This is a genomic window from Actinophytocola oryzae (assembly GCF_004364325.1).
Taxonomy (GTDB): domain Bacteria; phylum Actinomycetota; class Actinomycetes; order Mycobacteriales; family Pseudonocardiaceae; genus Actinophytocola; species Actinophytocola oryzae.
Map to the genome: position 1 here is coordinate 95,198 of NZ_SOCP01000021.1, position 11,108 is coordinate 106,305.

9 protein-coding genes are annotated in these 11,108 nt (G+C 71.2%); 5 read left to right on the top strand and 4 right to left on the bottom strand.

Features of this window, described 5'->3' with window-relative positions:
• Positions 1-17 precede the first annotated feature (17 nt).
• Positions 18-929, top strand: a complete 912-nt coding sequence (locus CLV71_RS39005) for a hypothetical protein (protein WP_243867192.1) — start codon at positions 18-20, stop codon at positions 927-929.
• A 1-nt stretch (position 930) separates the two neighbouring features.
• Here the strand turns inward: CLV71_RS39005 and CLV71_RS39010 are convergent, their stop codons facing one another.
• From CLV71_RS39010 to CLV71_RS39025, 4 genes are read right to left on the bottom strand one after another with little or no spacing between them, the layout of a single operon-like run.
• Positions 931-1,542 (bottom strand): LysE family translocator, encoded by a 612-nt coding sequence (locus tag CLV71_RS39010; RefSeq protein WP_133907960.1) that lies wholly within the window; start codon positions 1,540-1,542, stop codon positions 931-933.
• Between the two features lie 3 nt (positions 1,543-1,545).
• Positions 1,546-2,304, bottom strand: coding sequence for a thioesterase II family protein (locus tag CLV71_RS39015; RefSeq protein ID WP_133907961.1), 759 nt, complete (start codon positions 2,302-2,304; stop codon positions 1,546-1,548).
• Positions 2,301-2,546 carry an acyl carrier protein gene (locus tag CLV71_RS39020; protein WP_133907962.1) on the bottom strand — a complete coding sequence of 82 codons (246 nt, stop codon included), beginning with the start codon at positions 2,544-2,546 and terminating at the stop codon, positions 2,301-2,303. Before CLV71_RS39020 ends, CLV71_RS39015 begins: the two co-directional genes overlap by 4 nt.
• On the bottom strand, positions 2,543-6,886 hold the full coding sequence (locus CLV71_RS39025; RefSeq protein ID WP_133907963.1) for a non-ribosomal peptide synthetase: 4,344 nt from the start codon (positions 6,884-6,886) through the stop codon (positions 2,543-2,545). Before CLV71_RS39025 ends, CLV71_RS39020 begins: the two co-directional genes overlap by 4 nt.
• Before the next feature lie 183 nt (positions 6,887-7,069).
• Between CLV71_RS39025 and CLV71_RS39030 the strand changes: the two genes are divergently transcribed.
• Genes CLV71_RS39030 through CLV71_RS39045 form a run of 4 tightly spaced genes read left to right on the top strand, consistent with a single transcriptional unit; the run spans position 7,070 to position 11,067 of the window.
• Positions 7,070-8,278 carry a MalY/PatB family protein gene (locus tag CLV71_RS39030; RefSeq protein WP_133907964.1) on the top strand — a complete coding sequence of 403 codons (1,209 nt, stop codon included), beginning with the start codon at positions 7,070-7,072 and terminating at the stop codon, positions 8,276-8,278.
• Positions 8,279-8,282: 4 nt separating this feature from the next.
• Positions 8,283-8,954 (top strand): winged helix-turn-helix transcriptional regulator, encoded by a 672-nt coding sequence (locus CLV71_RS39035; protein WP_133907965.1) that lies wholly within the window; start codon positions 8,283-8,285, stop codon positions 8,952-8,954.
• Positions 8,951-9,940, top strand: a complete 990-nt coding sequence (locus tag CLV71_RS39040; protein WP_133907966.1) for a pyridoxal-phosphate dependent enzyme — start codon at positions 8,951-8,953, stop codon at positions 9,938-9,940. Before CLV71_RS39035 ends, CLV71_RS39040 begins: the two co-directional genes overlap by 4 nt.
• Positions 9,941-9,963: 23 nt before the next feature.
• Complete coding sequence (locus CLV71_RS39045; protein WP_166664438.1) at positions 9,964-11,067, top strand: acyl-CoA dehydrogenase family protein; 1,104 nt, start codon at positions 9,964-9,966, stop codon at positions 11,065-11,067.
• Positions 11,068-11,108 lie beyond the last annotated feature (41 nt).

The following is an 11,108-nucleotide window of genomic DNA, read 5'->3' on the forward strand; positions in this document are numbered from 1 at the left end:
TGGTGACTCTCCGCGTGGTGGACACATCGACCGACGTGACCGGGACAAGAACGAACAGCACCGGCGTGGCCGTGCTGATCAGCGTGGCGGCCGGCGTACTGCTCGCGATCCTGTGGTCCTTCGAGTTCGTCGACAGCGTGATCGGCGACAACGTGGCCAACACCCTGCTGGGCCGCGCGGCGAAGACCACCCCCATCGACGGCAGCGTCGCGGGGCTGCTGTTCGCGTTCGTCTCCGGGTTCGCGGGCACCTTCACCGCCTGCAACATCGCGATGGCCGCGTCGATCGGGCCGATGAGCGCGGCGGGTGCCGGCGAACGCACGGGCCTGCTGCGTGCGTTGCTCCGCCCGCTCGGCGCGTTCGCCGCCGGCATGGTGACGGTGTCCGCGGTGTACGGCTTCGTCGGCGTGCTGCTCGGCGAGCGCCTTCCCCAGCTGTCGACGGACGTGGTCGGCTCGATGCCGGTGCGACTGCTCCAGTCGTCCGTCGTATTCGGGCTCGTCGGTCTCGCCATGGTGTACCTGGGGTTGGCGTCGCTCGGCGTGGTGCGTGACGTGTTCGCCGGCCGGCCGACGGCACGGGTCGTGGCGCTCGGCGCGCTGGTCGGCGCGTTCCTGATCGGGCGGCCGTATCCCATGTTCGTGAAGCTGTTCCACTGGGCCGCGGACACGGGCAACCCGCTCTACGGCGCCGCGACGTTCGCGCTGCAGTCGCTCGGCAACATCCTGCTGGTGTCGGTGCTGTTCGCGCTCCTGGTCCTCGGCTCGCGCGGCCGGTTCCTCCGCTGGCTGGCCGGGAACCCCCGCAGGACCGCCGTGATCACCGGAACCCTGTTGCTGGGCCTCGGGGTGTTCACGGTCGTCTACTGGGACCTGCGGGTGCCGTCGCTGTTCGGCTTCGGCTGGTTCCCGGCCATGCCCTACAACTGAGTCACACCCCCTGCATCGCGAGGCCCGCGCCGAAACCGAGCAGCAGCACGCCGGTCACGTACTCGATGCCGGCGCGGACCTTGCGACGACGCAGCACCGAACCGAACTTGTCGATGGTGAACACGTAGAGGCTGAACCACGCGATGTACAGCAACGCGAACACTCCGCAGTAGGTCAGCGCCTGCGTCAGCACCGGACCGGACGACGGCAGGAACTGGGGCAGGAACGTCACGAAGAACACGGCCAGCTTCGGGTTCAGCGCGTTGGTCAGGAAACCCTTGCGAATACACCGAAGCGGCCTGCGTTCGGACGGCTCGCCGGTCGGCAGGTCCGCGACGGCACGGCTCGCCATGCGGATGGTCTGCACCCCGATCCACACCAGGTACACGGCCCCGACGATCTTCAGGATGTTGAAGGCGACCGGCGAGGCCACCAACAACGCGCTGAGCCCGAACGCCGCGAGCGACGCGTGGATGGTCAGGCCCATGGCGCCGCCCATGGTCGAGGCGAAGCCGGACATCTTGCCGCGCACCAACGCCTGTCTGGTCATGAGCGCCTGGTCGGGTCCGGGAATGATGATGATGACGAGTGCCGCTCCGATGAACACCAACATGTCTCAGGCCACCGCGTCCCTTCGGGTTCGTGTCGCCGCGCCTGCCAGCGCACGCAGCACGCCGGTCTGCTGCCGGCGGAAGTAGAAGTGCCCACCGGCGAACAGGCGCAGCGTGATCTCCTCGGTGGTGTGCCGCTGCCACGCCTGGAGCGCGTCGGTGGTGATCGAGTCGTCCCGCCCGCCGAACACGGTCAGCGGCACGGGCAACGGGTCGCGCCCGCGCCACTCGTAGGTCTCCAGGATCGCGTAGTCGGCCCGCAGGTACCTCGCCACCAGCCTCCGCAGCTCGGCGTCCGCGAGAAGCTCCTCCGGCAGGCCGCCGTGCCGCCGGCCCACCTCGTCGATCAGCTCCTCGTCCGGCAGCGTGTGCAGTGGCGGCTCGGTGCGTGTCGTCGACGGCGCGGGGAAGCCGGACACCACGAGGTTGTCCGGCAGCCTGCGGCCCGCGCGGTGTAGTGCCGCCGTCACCTCGTAGCCGACGAGCGCGCCGAGGCTGTGCCCGAACACCGAGTACGGCGCGGTCGTCGGGATGACCGCCGTGACCGCCTCGACCAGGTCGTCCATCCGGTCGAGGACCGGCTCGGACAGCCGGGTCCCGCGACCGGGCAGCTGCACGGCGCGGACCTCGACCTCGGGCAGGTGACGGGCCCAGCGGACGAACTCGGCCGCGGACCCACCGCCGTGCGGGAAGCAGAACAACCGCCGCCGGTCGGGGCGTGCGACGCCCTGGACGAACCAACGGCCAACGGTCTGTGCGGTCATGCCGGCACCTCACACGTGCCGAGGTGCTCGACCAGCGTGTCGATCGTCGGGTTCTCGAGCACCTCGATCGGCCGCACCTCGCGGCCGAGCACGGCGGAGAGGTCCGCGACGAGTACCAGCGTGGTCGCCGAGTCGACGCCGAGCGACTCCCACGACGCGGTCGGGTCGACCTCCTCCCGCGCGACGTCGAGGACGCCCGCGACGAACGCCACCAGCCACTCCCGGGTTGCCAACTCACTCATTTCGTCGCCTCCAACGCGTCCGGCAGCAGCTCCGACGGGCCGAGAATCCGTTCCAGGTAGCCGTCGAGCAGCTCGACGGTCGGGTACTCCAGCACGGTCGCGACCGCCACCGTGATGCCGAACGCGGAGGAGATGTTCGCGACCAGCCGGGCCGCGAGCAGTGAGTCGCCGCCCGCCTCGAGGAAGTCGTCGCCGAGGTCGGCCTGGCTCAGGCCGAGCACCGTGCACCAGATCTCGACGAGCTTGCGCTGCCGGTCGGTGCGTGGCGGCTTGGCCGCACGGCCCTTCACGCCGGTCCTGCCGCGTGCCTTGGCGAGCGTGCCGCGGTCGACCTTGCCGGTGCTGGTGAGCGGCAGCTCGTCGATGGCGTGGACCGTGCTGGGCACCATGTGCCTCGGCAGCTGCTGGCCGAGGTGGGTGCGCAGCCGTTCGCCGTCGAACCTGCGGCTCTCGTCCGGGCCGCGTGCCACGATCACGTCGAACCCGACCGAGGCCATGCCGCTGCCCGGCGGGGTCAGCACCGCCGTGTCGGCGAAACCGGCCTGTGCCAGCTCGTCACGCCAGGCGCCCGGGTCGAGCAGCGGGTGTGCCGAGCGCAGGTCGGTGTCCTCGTAGCCGTCGAAACCCTGCTGCAGCCCCATGGTCAGGTCGAACCAGTCGTGGAACGCCGTCTGCTCGACGAGGAGCAGCGTCCCACCGGGCGCGAGGACCGACCGCAGGTTGCGGATCGACCGCCGCAGCTGCTTCGCGTCGTGCAGCATGCTCCCCGCGATGACGATGTCGAACGCCTTGCCGTCGAAGCCCTGGAGGTCGGCGGGCCGGTCGATGTCGAACAGGTCGTAGGACACGAACGGGTAGTCGGCGTACTGCTCGCGGGCCCGCTCGGTGAAGTACGTGGAGATGTCGGTGAAGGTGTACTCCGTCCGCTCGGGCAGCAGCGGCAGGACGTGCCTGGTGAGCGTGCCGTAGCCTGCGCCGACCTCCAGGATCCGCAGCGGCTCGTCGACTGGCCACGCCGCCGCGAGCCGCTGCACCGCCCGCGCCGCGACCCGGTGGACCGGCCCGAACAGGTGCTCGTACACCGCGGGCGTGCGGTCGTTCGCGTACAGCTCGGCCGAGTGCAGGTCCTGGGTGAGGATTCCGGTGAGGTTGGCGGCGATCGTCAGCAGCCAGTCGGTCAGGTCCGCGGGCACGCCGAGCGACTCACCGAGGACCTGGTGCGTGCCGGCCGCCACCGCGGTGGGAATGGTCGCGGGCAGGTCGGTCAGCTCGCCGCGCCTGCGCAGGGCGGCCACGGCACGGTTCAGCCACCGCTCGTACCGCCTTGCCACACCGGAGGACCGCAGGATCGTGGGGACGTCGGTCGCGCCGAACGTGTGCAGGGCGACCGCGACCGCCGAGGCGTACACGTCGTCGAGCTGCCGCCACGCCTGCGCGAGGGTCTCGGCCGACGGTCCCGGTGCGGGCTCCCGGTCGTCACACAGCGCCTCCCACCGCCGGACCGACTCCGCCGGGTCGGCGACGTCCTTCTGGTACAGCGAGTCGGTGTCGTCCTTCGCCGGGACGACGAAGCCGAGCAGTCGGGCGCCGCCACCGTCCTCATCGGACTTGACGGCGACCGCGCGGTCCACCCCGGGGTGCTGGGTCAGCACGGACTCGATCTCGCCAAGCTCGATGCGGTGCCCCCGGATCTTGACCTGACCGTCGCGCCGCCCGAGGAACTGGATGATCCCGCCGGGCAGGTAGCGGCCGTAGTCGCCGGTGCGGTAGAGCCGCACGCCGGTCACCGGGTGCTGCACGAAGCTCGCCGCGGTCTTCGCGGGGTCGCGCCAGTACCCGCGGGCCAGGCCGGAGCCCTCGATGTACAGCTCGCCGGGCACCCAGTCGGGACAGGGACGCATGCTCGCGTCGAGCACCTGGAACCGCTGGTTCCGCAGCGGCACACCGTAGGGGATGCTCGGCGTGCCCGGCGGCACCTCGTCGACGCGGTGGTAGTTCGACCAGATCGACGCCTCGGTCGCGCCACCCATGCTGATCACCACCGCGTCCGGCCACAGCGCGTGGATCCGGTCGGGCAGGTCCACGGGCACCCAGTCGCCGCTCATCATGACCAGCCGCAGCCCGTCCGGGATGTCGCCGACGGCCTCGACGTGGTCGACCAGCATCTGCATCTGGGCAGGCACGGAGTTCCACACGGTCACGCCGTGGCGACGCATCATGTCGGCCCAGTGCGCGGGCTCACCCGCCTGGTCCGGATCGGGCAGCACGATCGCCGCACCGGCCCCGAGCGCGCCGAACAGGTCGTACACCGACAGGTCGAAGCTCAGCTCGGCCAGCCCGAGCACGCGATCGTCACGGGTCACGCCGAACCGCTCGGTGATGTCGTGCACGGTGTTGAGGGCCGACCGGTGCTCGATCATGACGCCCTTGGGCCGCCCGGTCGAGCCGGACGTGAACAGCACGTAGGCCAGGTCGGACGGCTCGGCGGGCACGGCGGCGGGTGCGGCGGCGAGATCGTCGAGCCGGTCGACGGGCACGGGCGTCATGCCCTCCGGCCAGTCGAAGTCCTCGGCCATGGCGGCGGTGGTGACGACGGTGGCCGCCTCGCCGTCGGTCAGGATCGCCGTCCGCCGCGGCCCCGGCAGCCGCGCACCGGCGGGCAGGTAGGCGCCCCCGGCCAGCAGCACCCCGTACGCGGCGGCCACCTGGTCGGCGCTCTTGTCCAGCGTGACGCCGACCAGCCCGTCACGCAGGGGACTCCCGTCGCCCGCCCGCAGGATCGCGTCGGCCACGGCGTTCGCCCGCCCGGCCAGCTCGCCGTAGGTCAGGGTCTCGGCGGGGGTGATGACCGCGGGCCGGTCCGGCTGCTCGGCCACCCGCGCGAGGAACGGCTCGTGGAGCAGGCCGTCCGGCAGGGGACCGGCGGTCCGGTTCACCACGTCGCGCTCGGTCAGCTGGTACGGAGGCGGTGTCACGCGCAGCTCGCCGTCCCACACGGCGCCGTCGGCCGCCAGCTGCTCGACGAGGCCGGTGTACGTGGCGAACATGTCGTCGAGCAGGTTCTCCGGGAACAGCTCCTCGACGACGTCCCACGTCAGGTCGAGCGACCCGGTGATGTCCACGACCTGGTGGTCCAGCCACACCTGGGGCGTCTGGCTGACGCGGTAGGTGATGTCGCCGAAGTAGTCACGCGGCCCGGTGACGTCGGCGACCGTGCCCAGCCCGCTCGTGAACACGACCGGCATCGTGCCGAAGGCGTTGTCCAGCCCGAGCCTGCGCCGCTCCCGCAGCGTGTGCAGCGCGCTGACATACCGGTGCCGGAGGTCCTGCTGGAGCTGGCGCTGGGTGCGCCGCACCCGCTCGTCGAACGTGCCCTCCTCGGTGTCGACCTCCAGCAGGCAGATCGAGGTGAAGTCGCCGACCACGCGCCGCAGGTGCGGGTGCAGGCCCCGGTGGCCGTCGCCGTCCGCGTCGAGCAGCAACGGGAGCCGGTTGAACAGGGTGAGGTTGAGCGTGAACCGCAGCGTGCCGCTCCACGCGGCGAGCACCTCGGAGAACGCGGTGGCGAGCACGGTGGTCGGCGTCAGCCCGCGTTCCTCCGACCGGTCACGCAGGCGCTTCCACGCATCCGGGTCGAGCTGGAACTCGCGGTGGGTGAACCTCGGCCGGTGCACGGCGACCGGCGAGCGGTCCAGCGGCAGGTCCGGCGGCGGCGCCAGCGTGGCGGCGCGGGAGGTCCAGTAGTCGAGGGCCCGCCGCGTGCGCTCGGAGTCGGCGTTGCGTTCGAGGGCGAGCACGTAGTCGCGGAAGGTCACGTCGACGGGCGGCAGCTCGTGCGCGGGGTTCTGGCACAGGGTCTGCCACTCGCTGAACAACACGGCGACACTCGCCAGGTCCACCATCAGCAGGTCGAGGCTGATGTGCAGGCGGTCCCACTCGGCCAGGCGCGTGATGCGGATGTCGAACAGCGGCCACTGCGCGGCGTCGTAGACCCGGTGGGACATCCCGTCCCGGATCTCCCGCAGCCGGCCCGACACCTCGTCGGCAGGCGTGTCGGACAGGTCCGTGACCTCGATGTCGAACCGGGGAACCTCGGGTAACACCCGCTGGTTCCCGTCGGCGCCGACGACGGCGCGGAGCATGCCGTGCCGCGCGATGATCCGGTTCCAGGCCTCGGTGAGCACGTGCTCGTCCAACCGCCGCCCTTCCAGTTCGAAGTAGGCGTGCGGGGCCACGTTCCCGAGCACGAAGTTCGGACCACGGCCGACCCAGTACGCGTACTGGATCTCCGTGAGCGGGAATGTGTCGTCGTCACCAGGTTCGTTCGCGCTATAGATCATTTGGACCGGCCCTCCGCAACTCTGTGCTAGCGATCTCACCTGGTGGCCAGCATGGTGTTCTGGACCACATGGGACACCTTCGAAACTGCTCTCACGGGTGACCACCGCACGACAGGAGAAGACGAACGACGCCTTCTCCTGTTCGGTATGCCGTATGTGCAATTCGTCCGCAGGGGAGGGCTGATGACCGCACAGGTGAGAAACGGCGTCGAACGGCCGAGGTACGTGGTCTTCGACCAGCTCGACGAGCGCGTGCTGCGGTTCCGCCCCGGCGGTAAGTGGGGCTCGTCGGGCCCCGGGGTGCTGCCCGCGTCGATCGCCGACATGGACTATCCCGTGGCGGAGCCCGTGATCGCGTCGCTGCGCAGGTACATCGAACTCGGTGACTTCGGCTACCCCGACTGGTCGGGCGGGAGCCCGCTGCGTGCGGCGTTCGCCTACCGCATGCGACAGCGCCACGGCTGGTGGGCCGACCCCGAGTTCGTCCGCGAGTTCACCGACACCACCAACGCCATGCGTCTCGTGCTGGAGATGTGCACGGACCCCGGGGACGGCGTCGCGATCCACACACCGGTGTTCGGCCCGATCGGACAGCTGATCCAGCTGCTCGGCCGCAGGCTGATCCCGTTACCGCTCAACGACACCGAGCAGGGCTGGGTGTTCGACGCGGACGACTGCGCGCGCCGGATCGCCGAGAGCGGCGCCAGGGCACTGCTGTTGGTCAACCCGCACAACCCGACCGGTCGGGCGTTCACCCGGGGCGAGCTGCGCACGCTCGCCGAGGCCGCCGACCGCCACGACCTCGTGGTGATCTCCGACGAGGTGCACGCCGACCTCACCTACGCGCCCCACCGCCACCTGCCGTTCGCCTCGCTCGACCCGGAGCTGGAGGCGCGCACGGTGACGATGTACGGGGCCAGCAAAGCCTTCAGCCTCGCCGGTCTGCGGTGCTCGGTCGCCCACATCGGCATCCGGTCGCTGCGTGAGCGGCTCGCCGCGCTGCCGCCCGGGCCGAGCGTCAACGTGCTCGGCATGCGTGCGAGCCTCGCCGCGTGGACCGAGGGGGAGAGCTGGCTCGCCACGGTCCTCGACTACCTCGACGGCAACCGGCGCCTGGTCGCACGGGTCGTCGCCGACGAGCTTCCCGAGGTGCGCCACCACATGCCGGACGCCACCTATCTGTCCTGGTTGGACTGTCGGGGGCTCGGTGTCGAGGACCCAGCGGCGTTGTTCCGCGAGCACGGCAGGGTCGAGCTGTCCCCGGGCCACCTCTACAACCCCGGCGGCGACGGCTTCGTGCGGCTCAACTTCGCCACGGCGACGCCGGTGCTGCGCAAGATCCTGGACCGCATGGTCGACTCGGCGCGGGCCGCGACGAAACGGGTGGGGTGAGGACATGGCCGGTCCGTCCTACGGGAACTTCTGCGGCATCGCGCGGGCGTTCGAGATCCTCGGCGCCCGGTGGTCCGCACTCGTCGTCCGTGACCTGTTGCTCGGCCCGAAACCCTTCGCCGAGCTGGCCGAGCTGTTGCCACGCCTGCCGGCAGGCGAGCTGGCGGCCCGGCTCGGCGAGCTGGCGGACGCGGGCGTCGTGCGGCAGAGGGACGACGTCTACGAGCTGACCTCCTACGGCCAGGACCTCGAGCCGGTCCTGCTCGACCTCGGCCGGTGGGGCGCGCGGTCACTCGGCGACCCCAGCCCGGGCGACATGTTCACCGTGGACATGGCGATCCTGGCCATGCGTGCCACGTTCCGCCCCGAGCACGCACGTGGTGTCCACGCGAGCTTCGAGGTCCGCTTCGGCCCGATCGCGATCGGTGTCCGCGTCGACGACGGGCACCTCGCGGTCACCGAGGGCGAGCTGCCGGGCGCCGACCTGATCATCTCCTCGCCGGTGCTCAAGCACCTGATGGCCGGCGAGCTGAGCCCGACCGACGCGCTGTGGCTCGGCCTCGCCGACACCGAGGGCGACCCGGTCATGCTCACCACGTTCGTCACGATCTTCCACATCCCGCCGCCGCCGGAGCTACCGATGTTCGACACCGCCGAGGAGAGAACCGTGTCATGATCCAGAACTGGGACCGGAACGAGCACCCGCTGCACGCCGCCCGCACGATGCTCGCCGACTTCGCCGACCTGCCGGTGCTCGACTGCGGCCCGCTCGCCCACGGGCGGGGCCGCCTGCGTGCGATCTTCGGCATGACGACGACGGAGTCGAGCTTCAAGTCGATCCTCGGCTTCGGGATCCTGTTGCTCGCCTACGAGAAGGGCCTGCTGCGGCGCGGCCAGACGGTGATCGAGTCGACGTCGGGCTCGCTCGGCGTGAGCCTGGCGCTGGCGGGCAGGATCCTCGGCAACCCCGTCGAGCTGGTCACCGACGGGAACATCCCGGCCATCACCCGGCGCAAGATCGAGCTGCTCGGTGCGCGGCTGCACTTCGTGGCGGGCCCGCACCCCACCGGCGGTACCCAGCAGGCCCGCGTGGAGCTGCTGGAGGAGCTGCTGGCCGCGCGGCCGGACCTGCACTGGACCAACCAGAACGACTCCGAGCTGAACCCCGCGACCTACCGCCGTTGGATGGTGCCGAGGGTCGCGCCGAAGCTCGACCTGAGCTGGATCGACGCCGCGATCTTCGTGGTGGGCACCGGTGGTCACTTCGTGGCGCTGTCGGAACTGTTGCGGGCCAACGGGATCCCGTGCTACGTGGCCGACCGGGTCGGCTCGGCCACCTTCGGCGGGAAGCCGGGCCCGAGCGTGCTTCGCGGCATCGGCAACCAGAACACGGTGCCCGCCGTGATCGGCTCGGCCATGCACCTGGTCGAGGACGTCTACTACTCGAACGACGACGAGGCCGCGCAGGGCGTGCGGGAGCTGGCCGCCCGGGGCATCTACGTCGGCGGCACCTCCGGCATCGCCTTCCGGGGTGCGACCACACTCGTCGAGGAGACCACGGCACGCAACGTACTCACGTTCTTCCCCGACCGGGGCGACCTCTACGGGGACCAGTTCCTCGGTGCTTCCCCGGCCGAGGAGGCGGTGCGCCTCGCCGTGTGAGCCGCGCACGCAGGGAGATGTGCGTGTGGCGCCCGGATGCCACGATCGGGCCGAACGGTCGGGGATTCGAGCCCGCGGGGGAGGTCGTCGTGCCGGATGCGGACGGGTCGGCACTGGTCGGTCGCGCCGCCGAGCTGGTCCCGGTGCTGCGCGTCCGGCCGGAGCACACCGTGGAGCTGCTGGCGGAGGCCGGCCTGTTCCGGTTGCGGGTGCCCCGCCGCTACGGCGGTTACGACTGCGACACGAGGACTCTGGTCGGGGTCGCGGCCGAGCTGGGCCGGGCGGGTGGTGCCGCCGCGTGGATGGCATCGGGTTACTGGGGCCCCACCTGGCTCGCGACGATGTTCGGGGCCAGGGCACGTGACGAGGTCTTCGGCACCCCCGGTGTGCTCGTGTGCGGCACCCCGTCGGTCGCGTCGACGGCCGTGTGGGTCGACGGCGGCATCGTGGTGGACGGGCGGTGGGAGTTCGTCGCCGGTGCCGTGCACGCCGAGTGGCAGGTGGCCGTGTCGGTCGTGGTGCCACCCGCGGGTGGTGAGCCGTTCCCTGTCGTCGCCCTGGTTTCCGTGGCGGACCTGACGGTCGAGACGCGGGACCCCGGGACCGTGGCCGAGACGGACGGCGCCACGACGGTAGCGAAGGAGCTTTTCGTGCCCGCGCACCAGGTCGTCGCGCTGTCCGCGGTGGCCGACTGGCGTTCGGTGCCGGTGTCGGCCGTGTGGGCGGCGTCCTCGGTGGGTGCCCTGCTCGGTGCCGCGTTCGACGCCCGCGACTGGTACTTCGAGGACCTGACGACTGATGGCGGCTCCTCACGCGCGATGTCACACGTGCAGACCATGGACGCCCTGACCATGATCACCGACGCCGAGCGCGTCGCGTACCGCCTCGCGACCCTGGTCGACACGGGTGCGGGTGCCTGGTGGTCCGGCGACGACTCGGTCCGCGCACGGGCCGACCTCGTCGAGGTGTGCCGCCTGACCCGGGACGCCGCGTACCTGCTTGCCGCCGTGCACGGCTCGCCGCAGTTGCGCGAGGTGACTCGCGCACTGGAGACCGGTTCCCACCGCACCCTCACCGACTTCGACGCGGGCGCGGCCCTGACAGGCTGGTACCGCGGCCCCAGGTGACACACGGGAAAGGCGCGGCCAGGACTCCTGGCCGCGCCTTT